Annotated in this window: 18 protein-coding genes; 6 read left to right on the top strand and 12 right to left on the bottom strand. The window is 72.9% G+C overall.

Annotation, left to right across the window (positions count from 1 at the left end; translation table 11 throughout):
* Positions 1–18: 18 nt before the first annotated feature.
* The 5 genes from I5071_RS32585 to I5071_RS32605 all read right to left on the bottom strand — a co-directional run bounded on the left by I5071_RS32585 (position 19) and on the right by I5071_RS32605 (position 8285).
* A complete protein-coding gene (locus I5071_RS32585; protein ID WP_236517172.1) occupies positions 19–4647 on the bottom strand; it encodes a hypothetical protein in 4629 nt (1542 codons plus the stop codon).
* Positions 4648–4779: 132 nt separating this feature from the next.
* A complete protein-coding gene (locus tag I5071_RS32590; protein WP_236517173.1) occupies positions 4780–5094 on the bottom strand; it encodes a hypothetical protein in 315 nt (104 codons plus the stop codon).
* Positions 5095–5527: 433 nt separating this feature from the next.
* Positions 5528–6649: a tudor domain-containing protein gene (locus tag I5071_RS32595; protein WP_236517174.1), complete on the bottom strand. Its 1122-nt coding sequence runs from the start codon at positions 6647–6649 to the stop codon at positions 5528–5530.
* Between the two features lie 56 nt (positions 6650–6705).
* On the bottom strand, positions 6706–7650 hold the full coding sequence (locus tag I5071_RS32600; RefSeq protein WP_236517175.1) for a hypothetical protein: 945 nt from the start codon (positions 7648–7650) through the stop codon (positions 6706–6708).
* The gene (locus tag I5071_RS32605; protein ID WP_236517176.1) at positions 7647–8285 is read right to left on the bottom strand and encodes a hypothetical protein; all 639 of its coding nucleotides are present in this window, start codon (positions 8283–8285) and stop codon (positions 7647–7649) included. Before I5071_RS32605 ends, I5071_RS32600 begins: the two co-directional genes overlap by 4 nt.
* A 179-nt stretch (positions 8286–8464) precedes the next feature.
* Between I5071_RS32605 and I5071_RS32610 the strand changes: the two genes are divergently transcribed.
* On the top strand, positions 8465–9454 hold the full coding sequence (locus tag I5071_RS32610) for a hypothetical protein (RefSeq protein ID WP_236517177.1): 990 nt from the start codon (positions 8465–8467) through the stop codon (positions 9452–9454).
* A gap of 50 nt (positions 9455–9504) precedes the next feature.
* On the opposite strand, the gene I5071_RS32615 is transcribed toward I5071_RS32610, so the two are convergent.
* Together I5071_RS32615 and I5071_RS32620 are read right to left on the bottom strand one after the other, a co-directional pair.
* On the bottom strand, positions 9505–9978 hold the full coding sequence (locus tag I5071_RS32615; RefSeq protein WP_236517178.1) for a DUF1348 family protein: 474 nt from the start codon (positions 9976–9978) through the stop codon (positions 9505–9507).
* Between the two features lie 140 nt (positions 9979–10118).
* Positions 10119–11084: an alpha/beta hydrolase family esterase gene (locus tag I5071_RS32620; RefSeq protein ID WP_236517179.1), complete on the bottom strand. Its 966-nt coding sequence runs from the start codon at positions 11082–11084 to the stop codon at positions 10119–10121.
* Between the two features lie 57 nt (positions 11085–11141).
* Here I5071_RS32620 and I5071_RS32625 point away from each other — a divergent pair, with 57 nt between their 5' ends.
* Positions 11142–11825: a hypothetical protein gene (locus tag I5071_RS32625; RefSeq protein ID WP_236517180.1), complete on the top strand. Its 684-nt coding sequence runs from the start codon at positions 11142–11144 to the stop codon at positions 11823–11825.
* 192 nt (positions 11826–12017) lie between these two features.
* Here I5071_RS32625 and I5071_RS32630 read toward each other — a convergent pair whose 3' ends face one another.
* The 3 genes from I5071_RS32630 to I5071_RS32635 form a co-directional block, all read right to left on the bottom strand.
* A complete protein-coding gene (locus tag I5071_RS32630; RefSeq protein WP_236517181.1) occupies positions 12018–13907 on the bottom strand; it encodes a hypothetical protein in 1890 nt (629 codons plus the stop codon).
* 214 nt (positions 13908–14121) lie between these two features.
* Positions 14122–14244 carry a hypothetical protein gene (locus tag I5071_RS46705; protein WP_268921170.1) on the bottom strand — a complete coding sequence of 41 codons (123 nt, stop codon included), beginning with the start codon at positions 14242–14244 and terminating at the stop codon, positions 14122–14124.
* Positions 14245–14581: 337 nt separating this feature from the next.
* The gene (locus I5071_RS32635) at positions 14582–16093 is read right to left on the bottom strand and encodes a TolB family protein (protein ID WP_236517182.1); all 1512 of its coding nucleotides are present in this window, start codon (positions 16091–16093) and stop codon (positions 14582–14584) included.
* A gap of 151 nt (positions 16094–16244) precedes the next feature.
* On the opposite strand from I5071_RS32635, the gene I5071_RS32640 reads away from it, so the two are divergent.
* Positions 16245–17003 (top strand): hypothetical protein, encoded by a 759-nt coding sequence (locus tag I5071_RS32640; protein ID WP_236517183.1) that lies wholly within the window; start codon positions 16245–16247, stop codon positions 17001–17003.
* On the opposite strand, the gene I5071_RS32645 is transcribed toward I5071_RS32640, so the two are convergent.
* Complete coding sequence (locus tag I5071_RS32645; protein ID WP_236517184.1) at positions 17004–18245, bottom strand: alpha/beta fold hydrolase; 1242 nt, start codon at positions 18243–18245, stop codon at positions 17004–17006.
* A 76-nt stretch (positions 18246–18321) separates the two neighbouring features.
* Here I5071_RS32645 and I5071_RS32650 point away from each other — a divergent pair, with 76 nt between their 5' ends.
* Positions 18322–19956: a serine/threonine-protein kinase gene (locus tag I5071_RS32650; protein WP_236517185.1), complete on the top strand. Its 1635-nt coding sequence runs from the start codon at positions 18322–18324 to the stop codon at positions 19954–19956.
* A 41-nt stretch (positions 19957–19997) separates the two neighbouring features.
* On the opposite strand, the gene I5071_RS32655 is transcribed toward I5071_RS32650, so the two are convergent.
* Positions 19998–20936 (bottom strand): hypothetical protein, encoded by a 939-nt coding sequence (locus I5071_RS32655; RefSeq protein WP_236517186.1) that lies wholly within the window; start codon positions 20934–20936, stop codon positions 19998–20000.
* A 253-nt stretch (positions 20937–21189) separates the two neighbouring features.
* Here I5071_RS32655 and I5071_RS32660 point away from each other — a divergent pair, with 253 nt between their 5' ends.
* Both I5071_RS32660 and I5071_RS32665 read left to right on the top strand, forming a co-directional pair.
* The gene (locus I5071_RS32660; protein ID WP_236517187.1) at positions 21190–22995 is read left to right on the top strand and encodes a tetratricopeptide repeat protein; all 1806 of its coding nucleotides are present in this window, start codon (positions 21190–21192) and stop codon (positions 22993–22995) included.
* Entirely contained in the window at positions 22992–23732 is a 741-nt protein-coding gene (locus tag I5071_RS32665) for a glutathione S-transferase family protein (RefSeq protein ID WP_236517188.1), read from the top strand. The genes I5071_RS32660 and I5071_RS32665 overlap by 4 nt, the downstream gene beginning before the upstream one ends.
* Positions 23733–23734: the final 2 nt, after the last annotated feature.

A 23734-nucleotide genomic window follows, 5' to 3' on the forward strand; every position in this document is an offset into this window, starting at 1 on the left:
GAGCACCAGCACGGCCGCTCACGATCGTTCGGTGAGGGCCTGCGCGACCACGGCCTCGGTCTCGGGCCGCGCGATCGCGAGGGCACGGAGCGCGGCGGTCGCACGCGCACCGCCGAACAGCGCGAGCGTGGTCGCGAGGAACGACGCGTCGCCGACGGCGTCGAGCTCGGCCATCCACAGGTCGATCAGCGCGTCGCCCGCGAGCACGAGGAGCTGCGCGTCGGGCGCCGAGCGCGGCGTGCCGGGATCGAGGATCGCGGCGCGCGCCCGCGCGACGTCGTCGATCGCGTGGGCCCAGTCGGCCTGGCTGCGGGCGCTGCGCGCCGCGCCGCTCGCGCCGTGCAGCACGAGATCGAGGGCCCGCCCCACGTCGTTCGGCCCACCGACCCGACCGATCGACGCGAGCCGCGCGCGCGCCCACGCGACGTCGTGCTCCGCGCCCGATCGCGGCATGCGGCGGAGCACGAAGCCGAGCTCGCGCACGGCGGCAGCGAGCGCCGGGCGATCGCGCTCCCACTCGCCGAGCGCGGCGAGCCCCTCGACGATGCCGTCGATCACCGCGGCCGGACCGACCAGCGCCTCCGCGAGCAGCACGACCTCCGCCGCTGCGTGCACCGCGACGCGCTCGCTGCGCGCGACGAACCCGCGCATGCACGCGCGCGCCTCCGCAGGATGGATCGGACGCTCGTCCTCCAGCGCACGGACGATCCCGAGATCGTTGGAGCTCCAACGATCTTCCACCGCGCCCGCCGCGCGCACCAGCATCGTCGCCGCGCCCCGCGGCCAGTGCACGCGCAGCACCGGGCCCGCGGCGTCGATCACGTGGGCCGCGGTCGCGCGCGGTCCGCCCGGCGCGTGGTGCGCGGGGTCGTGCAGCAGCTGCACGCCGTGCGGCCACCCGCGCTCGAGCAGCAGGCTCGCGTGCGGCGTGACCCCGGGGCCGCGCTCGATCGGAGCGCGATCGATCGGGTCCTCACCGGCCGGCCAGGCGTCGCTCCCCGCGAACGCGCGGAGGTCCGCGGCGGCCGCGATCCACGTCGCCGCGCCTCCGGTCGGCGGCCCGGGGAGGCGGCGGATCGCGCGCCGCGTGCGCAGCGCCTCGCAGATCGCGACGAGGTCGAGCGAGGTGCTCGCGGGCTCTCCCGCCGCGGGCCAGCGCACGTCGTCGAACGCGAAGAGACGCCGCGCGCCGCGCGGCACCCCCGCGGTCTCGCGCAGCTTCGCGTCGCTCGCGAAGAGCAGCGGGCGATGGTGCTCGCAGAGCTGCAGCAGGATGCCCTCGTGCGGCGTGACCCGGGTCAGCGCCGCGCGCTCCTCGGGATCGGTGATCGCGGTGGCGAACCCTCGCGGCAGGCGATTCGTGACGTGCACGTCGGTGCCGTCGACCGCGACCACGTAGTGCTCGGGCGGCATCGGGATCGGGACCACGCGCCGCACCCACTGCGCGCCCTCGACCGGCGCGCCCGACTCGTCGCGCTCGCCCCCGAGCACCAGCATGTTCGACGCGCCGTCGACGCTGGTCCCGCGATCGAGCTCGATCGGGTAGAGGTCCGCCGTCGGCACGAGCACGTGGCTCACCAGCCGCGCGCCGCGCGCGCCCGCGCCGAACGCGCTGGTCGATCGCGCGACCCACTCGCCCGCACCGGGCCAGCACACGATGCTCTCGATCACCAGCGCGTCGCCTTCGGGCGAGGCGTAGCCGGTCACGCGCATCGCACCGGTCGTGTAGTTCGCGTTGTCCCAGAGCGGCAGATCGAAGCGCGCCGCCGCCTCGTCGAGCGTCGCGATGCTGAACACCGGGCCGCGCGCGATCGGCTCGGGCGCGACCTCGGCGAGCACCGCCTCGACCGGCGCGGGCAGGCGCGTGTCGGGCAGCCCGAGCCGGCGCACCAGCGCGAGCGCATCGGTCGCGCCGAGCGCGGACTCGACCGCCTCGCGCACCGCCGGTCCGATGCGCGACCACTCCTCGCGCAGCAGCGCCTCGGCGCGGCGGTTGCCCGAGGCCGCGAGGAACGCGAGCGTCGCGTAGCCCTCGCGCTGCGCCGCGATCCACGCCCGCGCGAGCGCGAACGGAGCCGGACGCGGCGCGCGCCCTTCTCGCTCCGAGAGCCGCTGATCGACCACCTCGGCACGCAGCGCGATCTCGAGGGCGCGGGGCCGTGCGATCGCGAGCAGACACGGCACCACGCACCACGGCACGTCGCGCATCACCCCACCCTCGAGGCGGCTCTCGAGCCAGGGCAGGATGCCGTCGCCGTAGCGCTCGACCAGCGCGGTGTTGCCGCGGCCGCGCACGTGGAACCGGAACTCGATGCGCTTCGCGGTGCGCACGAATTCCTCGGCGCTCTCCAGCGAGAGCAGCGCGGCCCAGAGCCGATCGCTGCGCAGCACCGACTTGCCGTCGATCATCTCGCCGTCGCCGCGCTCGTAGACGCTGGCGCCCTCGAGCAGCGCCCGCGCCTCGCCGAGCGGCATCAGCCCGCGCTCGTCGAGCGACGAGACCGCTGCGTCGCGCAGCGCGCACGCGACCTGCGAGCGCGAGGGAAGCAGCACGAGCGCGCGCTCGAACACGTCGCGCCGCGGCAGTGATCGATCGCCGATCGCGCGCGAGAGCACCGGCGCGATCGCGTGCCCGAGCGCCGCGAGCCCCTCGGCGTGACGATCGATCTCCGCGTCGAGATCGTCCTTCCGCCACCTGCTCTGCTCGTCGATCGACGCCGCGATGCGCGGGACGACCGCCGCGAGCAGCGAGGCCGCCCGCGGACCGCGCAGGTGCGGCATCACGTCGAGCGGCGCGATCGACGCGACGTACGCCGCGAGCTGCGCGGGCTCGAGCCACCCCAGCGCGCGCGCGAGCAGCAGATCGCGCGGCGCGTGGGGAAAGTCGTAGCCGCGCCAGCCGAGGCGCCATCCGCGCTCCGCGTGCGCGAGCAGGAAGCGCTGCCGCCGCTCGGCGGGCACGACGTCGAGGTACGCGATCAGCTCGGGCCAGAACGCGTCGCTGGGGATCGCGGCGCGCGCGATCACGTCGAGCTCGAGGGGCGGCTCCTGCGCGAGGATCGTCGCGGCGTGGCGCGCGGTCGCGAGCACCACCACGAGCGCGGGGAACCCGATCTGCGTGCCCTGTCGGGTCGTGCGTCGCGGCGGGCCGAGCTCGGCGTGACGCTCCGCGAGCACTCTCGCCTCTTCGAGCGCGCCCGCGGGATCGTGGGGCACCGCGCGATCGACGAGCGCGCGCAGCGGCGCGAAGGGAACGCCCTCCTCGGCGGCGAGCGCGAACGCGATCGGGATGGCGCGCGCCCCCAGCGCGGCGAGCGCGTCGATCGCCGCATCGCGCGCCCGAGCGTCCTCGGCCGACGACGCCGCGCCGGGCCCGGGCGTCATCGAGACCTTCATCGCGCCGAACCCGCCGAGCAACGTGGTCGCGCCACCGCCGCCCGTCAGCACCTTCGCGAGCGCGCGCGCCGGCGTCACGACGCCGCCGACCGTCACCTCCACGTCGAGCGCTCCGCTCGAGCGCGGGATGCCGAGCCGCTCGCGCAGCGCGTCGAGCTCGCCGGGGAGCCCGTCACCCGGCAGCGCATCGAAGAGCGCGGGCTCGGCGAGGAACGGACGCCTCACGATCGCGGTCGCGAAGCGGCGCAGGCGCGGCGGGATCGTGCTCGTGGTCCATCCGCCCTCCGGCGGCGCGTGATCGGTGACCATCCAGTAGAGCGGCCGCAGCGCGCGACGCGCGAGCGACGTCGCGGTCTCGTCCGAGAGCTCGTCCTTCGGTCGCTCGACGATCGCGAAGAGCGCCTCTTCCACTCGGCGATCGCGCCCGCCCTTCGCGGCGTCGAGCGCGTCGATCGCGAGCACGCCGAGGTCCCCGCTGCGCCACGGCAGGCCCTGCCACGGGCGCATGTCGAGGCCACGCGCGACGATCGCGGCGACGCGCTCGATCGCCGCGATCGCGCTCGCGCCGTCGTCGTAGTGAGCGAGCCGTGCGTGCGCCGCGATCAGCGCGAGCCGATCGTCGCTCGACGCGATCGCGGCATCGAGGTGGGGCAGGCACGCGCGCTCGCCGACATACCGATCCTGGAGCGCGGCGCACTCGAGCACGCTGGCGCGCACCGCCGCGTCCTGCTCGCGGGTGAGCGCGGCGAGGCACATCTCGCGCACCGCCCGCGCGCGCGGCGCGAACCACGCGATCGCATAGGGCACCGCGGCGCGCACCGCGGGATCGTCGTCGTCGAGCAGCGCGAGCAGCGCCGGCACCTCGCGCTCCACCGCGTCGTAGGCCGCGCGGAAGATCGCGCCCTCGTCGCCGTCGAAGTAGCTCGCCCATCGCGGCGAGGTCACGTCGAAGCCGGTCGCGATCCAGGAGTCGGGATCGCTCACCGCGAGGCGCGGGAGATAGGTGACGATCCACGCGCGATCGGGGGTCGAGCGATCGCGCGCCAGCCGCGCGACGAAGGGCACGGCCGGCGCGGTCGCGGAGTAGAGCGTGCCCTGGTGGACGATCGTGCCGCCGAGCCAGTAGCGGGCGCGGTCGCGGGTGGCTGGATCGTCGCTGCGGAGGTCGAGGAGCAGCTTCGGGACGTCGTCGGCGCGTCCGTACGCATGCTCCAGCGCGGCCCAGTCGATCGCGTCCAGCTCGTCCCGCATCTCGATCGCTCCTTCGAGGCGGGGCCGGTGCTGCAAGCTGCGTGACCGGGCCGGAAACGCAGAGTTCACGAGGGAATTCGCAAGATCGCCGGCGGGCATCGACGCACGCCCGCGCAACCCTTGCTCAAACCCTCACCGCGCGCGGCGGATCGAGAACGGGAAGCGCGGGAGCGCGTCGCTCTTGGCGCGCGTCGCAGGCTTCAGGCGGGTCTGGGTGGTACGCGACGGCGGCGCGCTCGAGGGCGCGAGCAGGCGATGGATCAGCGAGTCGCCTTCGGGCGCAGCAGTCGGCCGGGCAGCACGGAGGTCTGGACGTCGTTCCATGTCGGCGAGACCGCATAGCAGGCGTCGCGCCACGCGGATTTTCGCCGGTTCTTGCGGCACCGGAGACGAACGAGCGTGACGTTCCGCGACATCCTCGGTGCGCGGCGCCACGCCCACGCGCATCGTCGCCTCGATCGCGCCGGGCTGTCGCGCCCTCGGGCAGAGGCGTCGCCTCTGCGTCGTCACGATCGCGGCGCGCCTCCGCGGGGTCGCGCGCGGCTCGCGTCCCCGACCGGCATCAGGCCGGCCCGATCATCGCGGCGCCGCGCACACGTTCGTGGCGAGCCGCGACGACCGACCGCCATGCGAGCCCGCGCCGGCATCGCGGGAACGCATCCTGCTGAGGCATCGGAGCGAGCCCGGCGAGTCGAGCAACTCCCCGCCGCGTGCGCGCCCTCGGGTGCGCCGGCTCGCCTTCTCCGCGCGTCACCGCTCGCGGCGTCGTACGCGGGCAGCGCGCCGCCGCCCACGTCCACGTCGCGCCCGAACGAGCCGCCGACGTGGAGCATGCGGGTACGCGACGCCAGCTGCGGAATTTCTTCGGCCTCCTGCGCGCTCACGGGCACACGAGCGCGCCGCGCGGACGCGTCTCGCCCGCGGGCTCGAGCGCGGAGATCACGGTCGCGAGCGGGATCGTCTCCTCGCTGCCGTCCTCCCAGCGCACCTGCAGCGAGCCGCCCTCGAGCGCGACGACCGTCGCGACGTAGTCGCCCGATCCCCGCCACGTCGCGTCGATCGTGTCGCCCGGCGCGAGCGCGAGCGTCGTCAGCTCGGTGCGCGCGCGGCGCTCGTGCGCTCCCTCGGGCAACGCGAGCGTCGCGTGCGTCTCGTCGCACGACTCGATCACCCCCGCGACGCGGGTGCGCCCGACGTGCACCAGGACCGGCGCGGCGCGCGCGCTGCACACCGCGGGACGACGCGCGCGTCCGCTCGAGGGCGATGCCTCGCGAAGCACGCGGCGCACGTCGCTCGCGGGCATCCACGCGTCGCTGCCGTCCTCCCAGCGCAGGTGAACCACCTCGCCGCGCGTCTCGATCACGATCGCGCGGTACGACGTGCCCTGCCACGGCGCCCACACCCGATCGCCGGCATCGATCACGAGCGGCGCGATGCGATCGAACGAGACGACGAGGGGCTCGGCGCGATCGGCGGTGATCAGCGTGGCGTCGCTCGCGCTGCACGCGGCGAGGCGCGCGACGAGCCACACCTCGGGCCCGTCGTAGGCGACCACCCGCGCGGGATCGATCGGCGGCGGCGGCTCGGTCGCGACCTCGTCGGTGTCGTCGTCGTCCTCGGCCGGCGCATCGACCACGTCGCTGCGCCGCAGCACCGCGATCAGATCCCCGATCGACACCAGCGTCGGCGTCTCCCCGCCCGCGATCCACGCCATGCGATCGACGCGCTCGACGAGCGTCGTCACCGCGAGCGCGCCCTCGCGCCGCACCACCACGCGCGCGCCCGCCGGCAGGTCGAGATCGCGCACCCGCCACTCCTCGACCCACGCCCGCGCACCATCGTGGAACGCGACCTCGACCACCGTGCGCGACGGATCGCGCGCCTGCTCGATCCCGATCGCGTCGGACTTCTCGCCGACCACCATGACGAGCCGCTCGGGGCGCGTCGGCACCTCGGGGCGCGGCGCGCTCGAGGCACACCCGGCGAGGGAGACGGCGAGCATCACGAGAGCGCGTGGCATCCCCATGACGCGCATCGTGCATCGCCCGCGCGAGATCGTCACCGCGCGCGCACGAGCACGTGACCGCCCTCTTCGATCAGCACGTGGCGCGACGTCGCGCAGATGCTGCCGTACCCGTGACCGAACCCGCTGCGATGCGAGTCGTCGAGCACCGGGACCCAGCGCTCGCCCGACCAGCGCAGCACACGATCGATCGTCGACACGTAGACGTGATCCGGCGATGCGCCGCCGAGATGCGCGGTGCGCCCCCGCACCCGCCGCGGGAGCATCGACGGATCGAGCCCTTCGGCGGCGCGGGTCCAGGTCGCGCCGTCGAAGTGCGCGGCGCCCGCGACCCCGAGGGCCCACACGTCATTCGGCGCGCTCGCGAGCAGATCGAAGACCTCGCCCTCGAGCTGCGTCGCCTCGGTGCTCCACGCGCGCCCGTCCCAGCGCAGCACGCCCGCCGCGCTCGCGACGAGCACACGATCGCTCGCGAGGACCACGACGTCGGAGAGCGGGTACCACGCGCCCGCCACGTCGAAGGGACGCACCGTGCCCTCGACCGGCACGCCGATCGCGCCGCGCCCCAGCACCCAGGGCACGCTGCGCCCACCGATCGCGTCGAGGTCGAGCCCGCCGCGCTGCCCGCGGAACCACGGGTCCACCGCGATCGTCTCCCACGCGCGGCCGTCCCACCGCGCGAGCGACTCGTTCGCGTCGATCACCACCGCGCCGTCGGCCCCGACCCAGATCGCCTGGCCTCGCGCCTCGCTCGGAGGATCGGGCAGCGCGCTCCACGTCGCGCCGTCCCACTGCATCACGTGCCCCTGCCAGTCGCGCACGTACGCGCGCTCCGCGCTGCACACGAGCGCGGTGGTCTGGAAGAGCGGCGCGGGACGGATCATCACGCGCGTGAAGCCCTCGGGCAGCGGCGCGTCCTGCGCGCTCGCGGGCGCGACCATCGCGGCGCCGGCGAGCGCGATCCCGACGAGGCGCTTCATCGCGACCTCCGCCGCACCACGATCACCGCGATCAGCATCGCGAGCACCGCGGGCCCGGCCTCCGATCGATCCTGCACCCGGCACGCGCATCCCCGCGCCGGCGGCGCGCTCGGCGCGGTCGCAGGCGCAGTCGGCGGAGGCGGCGGCGGGCTCGTCGCGGGCGGAGGAGGCGGCACCGCGGCGGGCGTCGGATCGATCGTCGACACGTCGCTCGGCAACGACGGCAGCGGCGGCCTCACGCACGCGTGCATCACGCGGCAGTGCACCTCGTCGATCGCACGCCCCGCGGTCGGCGGGCGCGGCAGCTCGTCTCCGGTGCACGACTGCGACGGATCGCACGACCCCACGACCTGCTCCTCGCGCGACGGCGGCGGCGGCGGATCGCGGAACGCACCGCGCCCGCCGGGCGGCACTTCGTAGGTCTGCGTGCACACCCGCCAGGGCCGGCACACCAGGCCCTGCTCGCACTGCGCGTCGCTCTCGCACGACCACGGCTGACAGCGCGGCCCCGAGTGCGACGTGCGCTCGCGCGCGCCCCATGGACAGCGCTCGGTCCACACCACGTCGGCGCGCGTCGGGCTCGCGCTCAGCACCAGCGACGCGACGACCAGCGCGGCGATCGATCCGGTCCGCATGCGCGCGAGGGTGCCACGAGGCGGACGTGCCGGTCGTGTGACGCACGCATCGAGACCGTGCCCGTCGTCGCTCGACGAGGCTTCCCGCACGGAGACGACGTTAATCGGCGGGTTAACTCTTCGCGAGAATCGTCGCACCCATCTGGATCCGACGCACCGCGTCGAAGATACTTGCGCGCGTGAAGCTTGTCAGTGCAACGATCGGGTCGGTCGCGCTCCTCCTCGCAGTGGCGCTTCCAGGGTGCGCAGCTTCGAATGGCGGCTCGTCGCGAGACGGATCGCGGAGCGACGGCGGCGCGAACGACGAGGTCGACGCGGGCACGACCGAGGAGGTCGACGCCGCGCGCACGGTGCGGTGCGGCGATCTCTTCTGCGATCGCCCCGCCGAGACCTGCGAGACGTGCCCGCTCGACTGCAACGAGTGCCCCACCTGCGACATGGCGCCGACGTGCACCGGCGCGCTCGCGGTGCCGACCTCGACCGAGCCACTCGCGGTCTGCGACAACACGCTCGAGGGCACCGCGCGCACCAACTACGCGTGCGGCGAAGAGCTCGGCGTCGCGCCCAACGAGACCACCTGCGCCGATCCCCAGCTGCGCATCCGCATCCGCGAGATCGTGATCGAGCGCGGCTTCTTCGACGTGCAGCGCAACCTCTTCTGCGTGATCAGCGCGGAGGACGGCGCGCACTCCGAGCTCCTGCTCACGACCCCGCGCCCGGTCGCGGGCAATCGCAACGTCACGACGCTCAACCTGCGTCCGGGCGAGGGCACGCTCTGGGGCCAGGGCGATCTCTATCGCTCGATCTCGAACCTCACGATCACGTACGCGTGCTTCCTCACCTCGGACACCGAGAGCGCGCAGGGCATCCTCGATGCGATCGCGGATCGCGCGGCCGAGGCGAGCGAGCACGCGGGCGAGTACGGCTACGTGTTCGGCGCGGTCGCGGTGCTCGGCACGATCATCGGCAGCTCGCTGGGCGCGGTCTCGGACGATCAGATCCTCGACGTGCAGCAGACGATCGACGCGGGCGCGCTGCTCGAGATGACGAACGGGCGCACCTGGGAGATCCGCCAGCAGATCGGCAACCTCTCGCTCTCGGGCGCGTCGGATCTGCGCCTCGTCGTCGAGAGCTGGGGCTGCGCCGAGCCCCGCGCGATCTTCGAGTGAGGCGGCCGCGGCGATGCGGACTGGAGGGCGATCTCCAGTCGCATCCGCGTCTAGAGCCCGAGCTCCGAGAGGCCGGGGTGCTCGGCGGGGCGCGGGCCAGAGCGATCCCAGAAGAACTTCCGCTCGCCTTCCTGGATCGGCTGCTCGTTGATGCACGCGTAGCGCTTGCGCATCAGGCCGTGCTCGTCGAACTCCCAGTTCTCGTTCCCGTGCGCCCGGAACCAGTTGCCCGAGTCGTCGCGGTACTCGTAGGCGAAGCGTACGGCGATCCGGGTCTCGTCGTGGGCCCAGAGCTCCTTGATCAGGCGGTACTCCAGCTCCCTCGTCCACTTGCGCGTCAAGAACGCGACGATCGCCTCTCGACCCTCGATGAACTCCGCACGATTGCGCCAGTGGCTGTCGACCGTGTAGGCGCGCGACACGCGCTCGGGGTCACAGCTGTTCCACCCGTCTTCCGCAGCGCGGATCTTCTGGATGGCGCTCGCCCGGGTGAAGGGAGGCACGGGAGGACGCGATTCCGACATTTCGAGATCTCCTTCGCGCGCGTCATTCGCCTGACCGAGTCGCCCGAGAGGGCGTGCGCTCGACCCGATCGACGCGCGTCCGGAGATCTTGCGAAGCGAGACCCCGCGCGCGTTGGATGACGTTGCGGTACGCGTGCGCGCTAACGCATGGGGTGATCGGCGAAGAAGCGCCAGATCGCCTCGCTCGCATGGAACGTCGTGCTCTGCGCGCCGTCGCCCGGGCACTCGACGACGTCGGGGGCCGGCGCGCCGCCGGGCCAGCTGTGGCCGCCGCCTTCGATGGTACACAGCGCGACCTCGGCGCCGGTGCAGTCGGCGCTGCGCTCGCAGTGGCCGTCGCCCTCCTCGAAGAAGCGAGTGAGCGACGCGCCGCATCCGTCGCGCGACTGCCAGCGCGCGATCGTCTCGGGCACCGAGGTGAAGGGCACGCCCGCGGGCCCGCAGCCCATGCCGCCGTCCCACGGCACGTGCCCGTCGGCGCTGCCGTGCACCTGCATCACCGCGACCGGTCGCGAGGGCGTGCACGCGGTCGTCATGTCGGTGCCGGCGACCGGCGCGATCGCGGCGAGGCGATCCGCGAGCTCGCACGCGAGGCGATGCGACATGATCCCGCCGTTCGACATGCCCGTCGCGTAGACGCGCGCCGGGTCCACGCAGAGCGAGCCCTCGAGGTGATCGAGCAGCGCCGCGAAGAAGCCCACGTCGTCGACGCTCTCGCTCACCGCGCTGCCGCAGCAGCCGCCGCCGTTCCAGGTGCGGATGCGACCGGTGCCGTCGGGATACACCGCGATGAAGCCCTCGCGATCGGCGATCGCGCTCATGCCCGAGCCGTTCTCGATCTGGCGCCCGCTGCCCCCGCCGCCATGCAGCACCAGCACGAGCGGGAGCGGTGCCGTGCCGTCGTGCGCAGCGGGCACGTGCACGCGGAAGGCGCGCGTGATGCCGTCGTGCATCAGCGAGCCCTCGGTCGTCGCGTTCGATGGATAGAGCCCCGTGCCGCATGCGGTCGTCGTCGCGTCGACGGATGGAGCAGCATCGGCCTCATGACTCTCGGTCGAGCATGCTGCGGCGAGGAGCACGAAGAGCGCGCGGGTGGTGACGTTCATGGGCAGACGAGCGTAATGGGCTCATCTTGAGCAAATCTTACGGACGGAGGAACGCAGATGGACGGATCCCGGATCTCGAAGTCGGCCGCGCTGTTCGCGATGATTTTCGCCGCGATGCCAGAGCGCGCCGCGGCGCAGTACGAGGAGTACGACACGATGGCGCCGCGCATCTACGCGCTGGGCCAGGTCGCGTTCATCGGCGACCTCCACGTCCAGGTCGAAGACGGCGACGAGGCCACCGACGGCATGCAGGTCTCGGGCGGCGGCGCGCTCGGCTTCGAGCTGCCGGTGGTCGAGCTCTTCTCGATCGGCGGCGAGATCTCGGCGCTGGTGTGGAACAACGACGACGCGGCGGATCAGGAGATCGGACCGAACGTGCTCGGTGAGCTCTCGGTGGTGCCCCGCTTCCGCATTCCGTGGGCGAGCTCGAGCCGCGGGGGCGCCCACGGCGCGTTCACGCTCGGCGGGGTCTTCGGCCTGACGCTCAACTTCCCGAACGAAGAGTGGTCGGACGCGGTCGGCGCGCTCGGCGGTGATCTCGACATCGGCGTCGGCGCGCACGCCGGCGGACTCGTCGGCGCGCAGTTCTTCTTCACCCACAGCTTCGGCGTGATCGTCGAGGGCGGCTACGTGCACCACTTCGCGTGGCACCGCTTGTCGTTCCCGGTCATCGGCGAGCGCGAGCTCGCGCTCGACTTCGGTCAGATCACGATCCGCGCCGGTCTCGCGCTCGCGTTCTGAGAAGTCGGAGCCTCTGAGGAGAGCAGGAGGGATAGGAAGACCACGTCACGGCGTCTTCCTGCCGACTCACCGCGCGCCGATTTCCTCGAACGAAAATTCTTCGGTCGAGCACTGCACGCGGAGTCACGCGGCACCACGGACCCAGCTCCGTGGTGTTCCTGGTCCTCCTGCTCTCCTAAGAGATTCTCCCCCTCAGATCAGCGGGGGGACCGAATAACAGCGCCCGTCGACGCAGAACTCACCACCACAGTCGGTGTCGTCGTCACACGTCAATCGCTCGACGGTCGTGACCCATTGACCGATGTGATTGGCACTCTCGAGGTCCTGGAAGGGCAGTCGGAACGCGGGATACGAGCCGTCGCGCCCTTCCGCCTGGGCCTCGGGATCGAACGCCGCCATCCACAGCTGCGAGCGCGCGTTCTCCTCGAGACGCAGCCCGAACGCGCGGCGGCTCGTCCACGTGAGCCAGAAGAGCGGCCGACCACGATCGCGATAGCGGATCGGATCCCACTTCGCCCACGAGTCCGCGAGACCGGCCAAGCGCGACAGACGCATCGCCGTGCCGGTGCCGCTGCTGGGCACGATCCACAACGTCGCGTCGAGCGTCGGCGAGGGATTCATCGCGTCTCCCATGCCCGCAGAGTTGCTGTTCGACTCCGAGCGATTGAAGACGATCCACTCGCCGTCGGGCGAATAGGCAGGGTAGTAGTTGTTCCCGCCGCCCGCGACGAGCGTCGGTCCCACCGTCCAGCCGCTGCCGCTGCGATCGAGCCGCACGATCTCGCCGCTGGTCACGCCGTTCACGTCGACCAGCGCGAACCCCGGGATCGACGGCGGCGCGGGATAGCGCACGAACGCGATGTGGTTCCCGTCGGGCGACCAGTCGGGCATCGATGCTGCGCCGCCGCCGAGCTCCTCCGCGATCACGTCGCCGGTGGTGCCGTCGAGGATGCCGAGGCCCGCGATCGCGCTCGTGGCGATCTGGAGGTGATCGGGGGAGAACGACGCGAAGTTGGGCTGCGACGGCATCACGCCCAGGCCGCCGCCCGCGCCGCGCGAGAAGATGCGATTGCGGGTCGCGACGTCGAACACCTGGAGCGTCGTGGTCGGCATGTCGGTGCCCACCGCGATGCGCTGACCGTCGCGCGACACGGTGTGGCAGCCCACGCAGAACGTCGCCTCGGTGCGCTGGCGATCGATGAAGGGCTCCGCCTGCGCGCCGCGCACGCCGAACTCGAAACGATCGACGCGCCCCGCGCCCGCGTTCCAGTAGTAGATGCCGCCGGTGATCGGCTCTTCGGAGACGGTGATCGTGCGCTCCGCGGTCTCGCCGAGCCGACCCGCGTCGTCCACGCCGCGCAGGCGATAGGTGATCGGGCCCTGCCCTGCGGCCGCGGTCGCGATCGACTCCCACACGTCGCGATCGGGCGTGTAGATGCATCCATCACCGACGCTCTCCGGGCACCCGAAGTAGACGCGCAGATCGAGCACGCCCGCCTGCACGTGCAGCTCGAAGAGCGTCGAGCCCGCGGTGCGGTAGTGGAACTCGAGCTCGCCGAGGTTCGACGGAACCATCGTCGCGTCGTCGGGATAGACGAGCTCGGGCGCGCGCGAGGGATCGGCGGTGCCGCCGAAGCGCGTGGGCGCGTCGGCGGGCGTGCCCTCGGTGATCACGATGCGCTCGAGCGAGATCGTCAGCGACGTGAGCGCCTCGATCGAGCCCATCGTCGCGCGGATGTCGGTGCGCCCGCCGCGGTCGCGCATCGACGTGAATCGCGCGCCCGAGAAGCTGCCGAGCGTGGGCACCGTCGCGAGCCACGTGACCTCGCTCGTGACCTCGCGCTCGGTGCCGTCGGTCTCCCGGAGGAACGCACGGTAGTCGACGTTCGCCGACGCGCCGCTGGTGATCGCGACCCGATGATCCGCGGGCTCGATGCGCAGCGGGCTGTTCGTCACCGCGGCGTCGCGAGGGCCGCCGTCTCCGCCTCCGCCCGGCGGGCGTGTGCCGCCCTCGGTGCACCCCGAGAAGCCGAACGCCATCGCGAGCGCCGCGACGCAGAAGGAAGTCGCACGAGACTGCATGGACACCTCGAACGCGAGAAAGCACGACCCAGCCCGCGCGAGCTCCCGACGCGCGAGCGACCCCAATCCTTCGGCGACGCTATCAAACGCATCGAGGCGCGCTCGGCGCACACCGTGCGGTCCTTCACACGCGGCCGATCCGGACGGCGCCCCGGCCGATCGAGACATGGTTGCAGACGCAACCGTCACGGTTGCGTACGCAACCGTGCGCGCGTCACGAGACGAGCTCGATCAACACCGGTCGCCCCGTCGTCGAGGACGACGAGATCGGCGCGAGCATCACGAGCTCCGAGCTCGACGCGAGCCCCACCCTCTTGCGACGATCGCGCTGCTCCACGAAGACGCGAGTCCTCGCGCGAAGCGCGCACACGCGCGCAGCGCGGTGCTACGCGCGAGCGTCCGAGGCGCGCGAACAGCGCGACTCGGTCGCGAGCCACCTCACCCCATCCAAGCGAGACGGCAGAACCGCGGTACCGGGCGCGTGGTGGAGGGTCCGGCGGGCCCACGCAGCGACGCTCGCAGACACCTCGTCGAGACTGTCCAGGTCGCTTCGCGGCACAGCACGAAGTGCGCGCCGCGAACGACCCTCCGCCTCCCGACGCTCACTGCCTCGTGAACGGCAATCGCGAGTACCGGCCCGCCGGACCCTCCGCCACGCGCCGCTCGCCGAGGCGCTAGATGATCTCCGGCACGCAGATCCCCCCCGTGCACATCTCGCCCCGCCGGCAGTCGCCGTCGTCGTCGCAGGGCATGCGCTCCACGCGGGTCGTCCACTGCGGGATGAAGTTCGAGCCGGTCGTCGGCTGGAACGGCAGGCGGAACGCGGGGAACGAGGGATCGCCGTCCTCCGCGCCGGGATCGAACGCCGCCATCCAGATCGTGCGGCGACGATCGCCGGGCTCGACGCCGAACGGCATGTTGCTGGTGAACGTGACCCAGAAGAGCCGGCGGCCGTGATGCAGGAAGATCGACGGGTTCCACCGCGGCATCGAGTCGAGCGACCCGCTCGAGACGCGCACGAGCTGCTGCTCGATCGCATCGCCGTCGCGGCGCACGACGTACACGTGCGACTCGATCCCGCCCGGCAGGTGGCTCGGGGTCACGCGCGAGAACGCGATCCACTCCGAGTCCGGCGCGAACGATCCGAACTCGTCGCGCGCACCGGTGCGTGCGAGCGGCGCGGTGCGCGTCGTCCACACGCCCGCGTCGTCGCGCTCGGTGATCCGCAGCGCCTCGGCAGGATCGGTGAACACGATCGCGCGCCCGTCGGGCGACCAGTCGGGCGCTGCGCCTTCACCGAGCACCAGCGGCTCACCGGTGCCATCGACGCGCACGATCTGCAGCGGGCGCACGTCGGAGCCCGGGATGCCACCGGTGACGAGCTCGGTGCCGTCGGGCGAGAACGACGACATCTCCGCGGCGAGCTGCCGCGACTCGGCACGCGTCGCGACGTCGATCAGCGCGATCGGCCCGGTTGTGCCGTAGCCGATCGCGATCGTCTCGCCGTCGCGCGAGAGCGCGTGGCAGCCGACGCAGTGACCGCCCGAGTCGCCCGAGTCGAAGAAGAGCTCCGACGTGCGGTGGCCGCGATCGAAGTCGTATCGATGGATCGCCGCAGGATCGGTCGACCAGAAGTAGAGCCCGCCGGTCACCGGCTCGGTCGCGAGCTCGATCGTGATCGGCTCGGACTCGCCGATGTTCGTGCCCTCCGCGCCGATGCCGCGCACCTGCACCTCGTAGGTGCCGCGCGCGCGATCGTCGGCGAGCACCTCCCACATCAGATCGCCGAGCTCGAGCGCGCATCCTTCACCGCGCACGGTGCACGGCGCGTAGACCTGGAGGACGGTGTCCTCGCCCTGATCGAAGCGCAGCTCGAAGAGCGTGTGCCCGTTGGGCTCCCAGTGGATCTCGAGGCCGCTGAGGTTCGGCGGCAGCATCGTGCCGTCGACCGGATAACGCACCACCGGGAGCTGCGCGGTGCGCCCGTCTCCTCCGAACCGATCGGGCGCGTCGCTCGGCGCGCCCGAGGCGATGAAGACCACGGGCTCGCGTGGCACCGGCGCATCGAGCGCGGCGTCCGAGCCGGCGTCGACGACGACGGTGTTCGCGTCGATGTCGAAGATGCTCGGGCCCGAGTCGGCACCGTCGCCTGGAGAGCGCTCGGTGCACGCGGTGACGAGCCCCATGGCCGGGGCGAGGAGCGCGAGGAGGATCGCGACGCGGTCGCGAGACGGGCTCGTGGTCACGAGATCGGTATTGGCCGAACGCAGGTCCGCCCGTCACGAGCGCGATGGTCTTTCCGTATACCGCGGTATTCGCGTGCTACATGGCTGCGCGGTGTCGATGCTGCTCCTCGCGAAGCTCACGATCGCGCCCGCGTTCGTCGCCGCGGTGAGCTTGATCGGGCGGCGTTTCGGCCCGGCGGTCGCGGGGTTCCTCGCGGCGCTGCCGGTGGTCGGCGGTCCGATCCTCGCGCTGCTGATCGCCGAGCAGGGCCTCGAGTTCGGCGCCCGCGCTGCGTTCGCCTGCGCGATCGGCGCCGCGCCCACGATGATCTTCGCGCTCGCGTACTCGCTCGTCGCGCCGCGCGTGCGCTGGGGACGGGCGATCACGCTCGGCTACGCCACGTACTTCGTCGCGGCCGCGGTGCTGCTCGCCGTACCGCCGTCGCTCACGACCGCGACGATCGTGCCGCTCGCGACGTGGTGGCTCGTGCTCCGGGTGTTCCCGCGTGCGAGCGCCGAGGCATTCCCGCGCGCCCCGTCGCGCTGGGATCTCCCGGTGCGCATCGTCGCGACGATGACGCTCGTGCTGCTGATCACGACGCTCGCGAGCGTGATCGGCCCCGAGCGCAGCGGGCTCTTCACACCGTTCCCGATCGCGACCGCGGTGCTCGCGGTGTTCGCCCACCGCGACGCGGGCGGCGCGTCGGCGTCGGTGCTCCTGCGCGCGCTGGTCCGCGGTCTCGTCAGCTTCGTCGCGTTCTTCGTCGTGGTGGGCGCGACGCTCGACGCGGTGGGCGCGATCGCGAGCTTCGTGACGGGCGGCCTCGTCGCGCTCGGCGTGCACGCGATCGTGTCGAAGCTCGCGCGCTGATCACTCCGGGACGCACTCGGGGAGCGCTTCGTTCGCGCATGCCGGCGCGGCGTCGCCGCGCAGCGCGGCTTCGGCGATCGCGATCGCGTGGCCCACGCCGCGCGGGACGATCGACAGGTGATCCGCGTCCATCACGCACACCCGCGGCTCGATCGCGCTCGCGCGCAGGTGGTCGACGATGCAGCGGGTGCGCGACGGCGTGGTGATGCCGTCGTGATCGCCCTGCAGCACGTGGATCGGCGCGCCCTCGGGATCGCCGCGCATCACGTTGGCGCGCGACCACTCGAGGATCGCTCGCGCGCGCTCGTCGCACTCACCCGCGTCGGTGCACGCGATCAGCGCGCGGCGCAGCTCGTCGTCGACCAGCTCGCCGAGCGTCGGCGCGAGGCGCGGGATCGTCGTGAGGAGCGAGCCGACGCAGCCGCGCTCGAGCGCGTGCACCAGGTCGTCGCGGCGCGCGCTCGGAAAGCCCTCGCCGGCACGCGCTTCACCGTAGGCGCGTGCATGCCACGAATAGAGGAACATCGCGCCGACGACCGCGCTCAGCTCGTCGCCTCCGCGCAGTCGGCGCGCGGGATCGCGCAGCGTCTCCAGCCGATCGCGCACCGGCCATCCGGGCGCGATCGCGATCACCGCCGCGATCGTCGCGTCGTCGCCGACGTAACGCCGCGCGATCGACTGCGCCGAGAGCACCGCGCCGCCGCCCTGGCTGTGCCCCACGAGCACGATCGGTGCGCGCTGTGCGCTGGAGGAAGAGCCCACCAACGTCGCGAGCGCGCGCGCCGCGTCGAGCACCGAGCGCGCGGTGTCGTCGTTGTCGCCGTAGCCCTGCACGCCCGCGCTGCCGAGACCGGCGTAGTCCGGCGCGATCACCGGCCATCCTCGCGCGACGAACGCGCGCACCAGCTCGTCGGGCGGCGCGAGCGAAGGTGCGCACGCATCCGCGAGACCCACCGTGCCGTGCGCCACCACCACGTGCGGCGCGCCCTCGAGCGCGCTCGCAGGCATCACCACGCGCGCGGTCGCGATCGCCGCAGCGTCACCCGCGCGTGTGGTGCGGTACGCGATCCTCAGCCCGTGCACGTCGCGCGCGCACCGCACGATCGTCCCGGGCGTCGACGGCGCGTGTGGGTCGTCCTCGCACGAGATCGCGAGCGCGCGTCGCGAGGGCGCGATCGGAGGCGCGCTCGCACATCCGCCGAGCGTGAGGAGCAGCGCCAGCGCCGTCGTCGCACCTCGCATCACCGCCATCGTACTCGGAGCCCATCTGCACGGACGGATCGATCGCGCGAGCCGGATGGAGCATGCTCCGACTGTCGTGACGTCACGGGGCACCCACGGGAGCACCAGCACCGGCGGCTCCAGCACCGGCGACGTGCATGGTGCGGTCACGACGTGGGAGCACCTCGGCAATCTCCGTCGCGCGAAGGCGCCGCTCCTCTTCGGGCTCTTCGTGTGGCCGCTCTTCGCGCTGATGGACGTCGCGTTCATCGCGACCGGCGGCGACGGCGACGTCGCGACGCTGGTCGCGCTCCGCGCGCTCCCGCTGCCGTGGTTCGCGATCACGACGATGCGGGTCTCGCGTCGCCCGCCGATCACGCGCCGCGAGTTCTACTTCCTCGTCTACGGCGCCATCTACGTGATGATGGGCGCGATCACGCTGCAGTCCGCGATGACCGGCGGCTTCCGCAGCCTCTACGCGGAGGCCGGCCTCGCGGTGCTCGCCGCGACCACCGTCGTCCCACGTCCGTGGCGCGAGCACGCCGCGCCGATGTCGGGCGCGGCGCTCGTCTATCCGATCGGCATGCTCGTCGGCGAGATGTTCTTCCCGCGCATGCAGGGTCAGATCGCGGACCCGCAGGCCGTGAACTCGCTCGGCGTGCACGTCGTGATGCTGTGGACGACCGCGCTGATCGTCGTCATCGCGTCGCATCGCCTGTGGTCGCTGCGCAAAGAGGTCTACGAGGCGCGCAGCATCGGCAAGTACGAGCTGCGCCGGCGCATCGGCAAGGGCGGCATGGGCGAGGTGTGGGCCGCGTGGCACCGCGGGCTCGAGCGCGAGGTCGCGCTGAAGATCCTCAAGATGGTCGAGGAGGACGAAGAGGGCGCGATGCTGCGCTTCGAGCGCGAGGTGCGCCTCTCGTCCGGGCTCACGCACCCGCACACCGTGCGCGTGTTCGACTACGGCACGACCGAGGACGGGCTCCTCTACTACGCGATGGAGCTGCTGAGCGGCGTGAGCCTCGCCGAGCTCGTGAAGCGCGACGGCGCGCTGCCCGCGCCGCGCGCGGTGCACCTCGTGACGCAGGCCGCGCGCGCGCTCGCGGAGGCGCACGATCGCGGGATCGTCCATCGCGACGTGAAGCCCGAGAACCTCTTCGTCACCGCCGCGGGCGGCGAGAACGACTTCGTGAAGGTGCTCGACTTCGGCATCGCGCGGATCGAGGCCGACGGAGGACAGCTCACGCGCACCGGCGCCGTCGCGGGCACTCCGTCGACGATGAGCCCCGAGGTGATCACCGGCGATCGCGCCACGTCGGCGAGCGACGTCTACGGGCTCGGCGCGGTGCTCTACTACGCGCTCACCGGTCGTCCGCCGTTCGTGGGCGAGGTCGCGGCGAGCACGTTGATCGCGCACCTGCACGAGCCCGTCGTGCCGCCGAGCACGCGCTCTCCGCACGAGGTGCCGGGCGACGTCGAGACGATCGTCCTGCGCTGCCTCGAGAAGAAGCCCTCCGATCGATTCCCCGACGGTCGCGCGCTCGCCGAGGCGCTCGCGAAGTGCAGCGTCGCCGGCGTCTGGGTGCCGGCGCCCGCACCTCCTTCGATCGCGCCGCCGCCGCCGAGCAGCCCTTCGATCGCGCAGCTCGCGACGACGCAGGACGCGCTCGACCTGCCGTCGAGCGTCAACGAGCAGCCGACGTCGATCGCGGTCCCGCGACGCAGCGGATGAGGCGAGGCGAGCACCCGCGTGCTCGCCTCGCTCGCGATCGATCAGAACCGCGCGCCGAGCGCGAGCTGGAGCCGCACGTCCTGCAGCGAGTTCGTGGTGGGCTGCGCGCCTCCGTCGCCGAACCGGATCTCGGCCGTCGTCACCGTGGGCGGCGTGGTCGTGAAGTCGGTGACGTAGTTGTTGAAGACCCGGGTCTCGCCCGAGTTCTCGGTCTCGAACAGGCGCGCCTTGATGTTGAACGACGAGTAGAACACGTCGCCGATGGGCAGCACGTAGCCGAAGAGCGCGGTACCGCCGACGCCCACGCTGTAGTGGTCGATGCGCGAGCCTCGCTCGCCGATCAGCTGCGCGAGCGGGCCGGTGTACTGCACCTCGACGACGGTCTCGTAGGGCAGGAGCGCGCCCGCGGTGACCTCGGCCTGGAACGCGCCGTAGGGCAGCGGAAAGTAGAACCGCACGCCGCCGGTGAGGGTGTGGGCCTCGACGCTGCCCTGGACCGACTCCACCGCGCCGTCGATCTCGCCGTGGCGCGACTCGGCGCGTGAGAACTCGTAGCTCGCGACCAGCGCGATGCCGGGCACCAGCGTGATGCCGGCGGTGCCGCCGAAGGCGTAGCCGAACACCATCGGGTGCATCCAATCACCGGGCGCGCCCGCAGGCAGGTAGTCGGTCCTGCCGAAGTTGAGGCCGTACCCGCCGGTGGCCTCGACGAAGCCGATGCTCGGCCGCGCGTCGGCAGCCGGATCGACCGGCTGCTCGTCCACGTCGATCGGCTCCGCGACCTCGGTGCGCGTGACCATCACGTCCTCGCCGGCACCGGTCTCGGTGACGGTCACGTCGGCCTCCTCGGCGCCGGTCCGCACCACGACGTCCTCGTCGCCGGTGACGACGACGTCGGTGTCCTCGTCCACGACGACCTCCTGCGCGCTCGCGCTCGCCGCGCCCGAGAGCGCGAAGACGCATGCGAGCCAACCCACCATCCACCGCTGTCTCGTCTGCATGGAGGGCACGCGGTGCATCCAGAGTGCCGCGCCGGAGCTGCGCGTTTCGACGCAGCGCGTCGCGAGGGACCTGTGCGGGTCCGGATCTGCGAGCGATCTCGCGAGGGATCCCCCGTCGTGACGCGCGCGTTTCCGAGGTCCACGGCGTGTGCCCACCGAAGGCGAATCGTCACGCGGGCCCGGATCCCACGCGGCAGAACGCGCCGCGCGCCGGCGCGTGTAGAGTCGACACGTGGCCTCGGTCAGGCACGAGATCGCCCTCGCTCGGCGCGCGCTGGAGCAGGGCGACCCCCAGCACGCGGCGCATCATGCCGCAGCCGCGATCGCGCTCGACCCGCTCGATCCCGGCGCGCTCGCGCTCGTCGATCACCTCAACGCGCTGCCGGCGCCCGGGCTCGGCGCGGCGATCGCGCGCTTCTTCGGCAAGCGCGACGGCGATCCCGCGCCGCTCTTCGCGAAGGACGGATTCGCCGGTGACGTCGCGGCGCGCGCCCGCGCGTCGTGGGTGAGCGGCGATCTCGCGGGCGCGTTCCCGCGCGCGGTCGATCTCGCGGCGCAGGTGCCCGATCGACCCTTCGTCGCGTGGGCGATCGAGATCGCGCGCGCCGCCGCGCAGCGACGCATCGCGCTCGACGTCGCGCCGTACTTCAGCGCGTACGCCGATCTCGGCGCGAGCACGATGGGCCTGCTCCATCTGCGCCCGACCGAGCGGCGCTTCTTCGCGCCGTGGGGCGAGCTCGGCGAGATCCTGATCGCGTGCCAGTCGCCGGACGACGACCGCACCGCGCTGCTGCGCATGGCGACGAGCGCGCTGCTGCGCCGCGCCGGTGAGTACGAGCGCGCGCTCGCGGTGATGGCGCCGGTGAGCGCGGAGACGAGCGCGCACCTGCTCACCGCGCGCGGGTTCGCGCTGCGCGCGCTCGGGCGCTGGGACGAGGCGGCGCGCGTGTTCGAGGCGTCGATGCGCGCGCCGGGCGGACGCGTCGAGAACGCGTACGAGGTCGGACGCACGTGGTGGGACGCGGGGCGCCCCGACGATGCGCGTGCGTGGTTCGAGCGCGCGGCGAGCCCGACGCGCGAAGAGGCGATCGCGCTCGAGGTGCTCGCCGAGCGGATCGATCCCTCGGCGCCGCGTCGATGGTCGAAGGTCCTCGGCGAGCGCACGAGCTACGACGCGGTGCGCCGGCTCGCGCTCGGTCACGCGCTCGCCGCGCCGATGGGCGATGCGTCGACGAACGTGCTCGCGAGCCTGCGCGAGGCCCCACCGATGACGCTCAAGACGACGACGACGTGTGTCGAGGCGCCGAGCGCGATCCTGACGCTCGCGCTGCGCGCCCTCGGCACCGCCGACGCGCGCGGGCTCGCGTACTCCGCGAGCCGCGTGCCCACGCCGCATCCCTTCGAGCCGCTCGATCGCACGCTCGGTGCGTCGCTCTGGAGCGCCGAGGGCGTTCGACCGATCCAGGCGCTCGGCGCGCCGAGCGCCGCGATCTCCGCGATGATCGACGGCGCGGTGCGCGCGCTCTGGGCGCGGATGCGAGACGACGCGCCTCCGCTGCTCGGGATCGGCGAGGCGTGGCGCGTCGCGCTGGGCACCCCCGACCTCGATGGCATCGAGCCGAGCGAGCTGATCGCCGCGATGATCCACCCGACCGCGCCGGCCTCGTGGTCCGACGTGGTGCCCTGGGTCTTCGATCGCCAGGTCGTCGCCGCGCTGATGCTCGGCGCGCAGGATCGCCATCGCCCCTGGCTCGCATCACGACGCCGCGAGAGCCTTCGCGCGCTCGTGCTCGGCCCCGCGGACTGGACGCGCGCGGCCGCGCTGGTCGCGCTGCGCGAGGTGCTGCTCGACGAGCCCGACGCGCTCGAGGACGCGCGCGGGTGGTGCGAGCGGCTGCTCGAGTCGCAGCCCGATCACGGCCACGTCGCGTGGGCCGAGGCCTTGCGTTCGCTCCTCCTGGTGCCCGGCATGCCCGCGCGCGACGTCGCGCGCATCGTGGGTCTGCCCGGCGACGACCAGGACGAGCGCGAGCGATGACCTACCGGCTCTACTACTGGCCCGAGATCCCGGGGCGCGGTGAATTCGTGCGGCTCGCGCTCGAAGAGGCGGGCGCGGAGTACGTCGACGTCGCGCGCACCCCGGCGAAGAAGGGCGGCGGCGTCCCCGCGATCCTGCGCGTGCTCGAGGGCGAGCTCGGCGGCCTGCTGCCCTTCGCGCCGCCGGTGCTGATCGATCCCGAGGGCGAGCTCGTGATCGCGCAGACCGCGTGCATCCTCGATCACCTCGCGTCGCGCCATCGCGCGCTCGCCGGCGGCGGCGATCACCCGCGGCGGGTCGCCGCGCTGCAGCTCCAGCTGACGATCGCGGACCTCGTGACCGAGACCCACGACACCCATCATCCGATCGCGGTCGAGCGCCACTACGAAGAGCAGAAGGCGGAAGCGGCGCGCCGGACCGCGTCGTTCGTGCGGCAGCGCGCGCCGAAGTTCCTCGGGTACTTCGAGGACGTGCTCGCGCGCGGGGGCGGCGAGCACCTCGTCGGTGATCGCTTCAGCTACGTCGAGCTCTCGCTCGCGCACGTGCTCGACGGCCTCGCCTACGCGTTCCCGCGCGCGTTCGTGTCGTGGCGCGCGTCGATCCCCGGGCTGCTCGCGCTGCGCGATCGCGCCTGGGCGAGACCGCGCATCGCGGAGTACCTCGCGTCGCCGCGACGGATCGCGTTCTCGGAGATGGGCATCTTCCGCCACTACCCCGAGCTCGATCGCGTCGCCTAGTA

The sequence above is a fragment of the Sandaracinus amylolyticus genome (genome assembly GCF_021631985.1).
Taxonomy (GTDB): Bacteria; Myxococcota_A; Polyangia; order Polyangiales; family Sandaracinaceae; genus Sandaracinus; species Sandaracinus amylolyticus_A.

Excerpts from the sequence above, each read along its gene's own strand:
- I5071_RS32585 (WP_236517172.1), bottom strand. The coding sequence starts at position 4,647 with ATGCGGGACGAGCTGGACGCGATCGACTGGGCCGCGCTGGAGCATGCG.
- I5071_RS32590 (WP_236517173.1), bottom strand. The coding sequence starts at position 5,094 with ATGCGCGTGGGCGTGGCGCCGCGCACCGAGGATGTCGCGGAACGTCAC.
- I5071_RS32595 (WP_236517174.1), bottom strand. The coding sequence starts at position 6,649 with ATGCTCGCCGTCTCCCTCGCCGGGTGTGCCTCGAGCGCGCCGCGCCCC.
- I5071_RS32600 (WP_236517175.1), bottom strand. The coding sequence starts at position 7,650 with ATGAAGCGCCTCGTCGGGATCGCGCTCGCCGGCGCCGCGATGGTCGCG.
- I5071_RS32605 (WP_236517176.1), bottom strand. The coding sequence starts at position 8,285 with ATGCGGACCGGATCGATCGCCGCGCTGGTCGTCGCGTCGCTGGTGCTG.
- I5071_RS32615 (WP_236517178.1), bottom strand. The coding sequence starts at position 9,978 with ATGTCGGAATCGCGTCCTCCCGTGCCTCCCTTCACCCGGGCGAGCGCC.
- I5071_RS32620 (WP_236517179.1), bottom strand. The coding sequence starts at position 11,084 with ATGAACGTCACCACCCGCGCGCTCTTCGTGCTCCTCGCCGCAGCATGC.
- I5071_RS32625 (WP_236517180.1), top strand. The coding sequence starts at position 11,142 with ATGGACGGATCCCGGATCTCGAAGTCGGCCGCGCTGTTCGCGATGATT.
- I5071_RS32630 (WP_236517181.1), bottom strand. The coding sequence starts at position 13,907 with ATGCAGTCTCGTGCGACTTCCTTCTGCGTCGCGGCGCTCGCGATGGCG.
- I5071_RS32635 (WP_236517182.1), bottom strand. The coding sequence starts at position 16,093 with ATGGGGCTCGTCACCGCGTGCACCGAGCGCTCTCCAGGCGACGGTGCC.
- I5071_RS32645 (WP_236517184.1), bottom strand. The coding sequence starts at position 18,245 with ATGCGAGGTGCGACGACGGCGCTGGCGCTGCTCCTCACGCTCGGCGGA.
- I5071_RS32655 (WP_236517186.1), bottom strand. The coding sequence starts at position 20,936 with ATGGTGGGTTGGCTCGCATGCGTCTTCGCGCTCTCGGGCGCGGCGAGC.
- I5071_RS32665 (WP_236517188.1), top strand. The coding sequence starts at position 22,992 with ATGACCTACCGGCTCTACTACTGGCCCGAGATCCCGGGGCGCGGTGAA.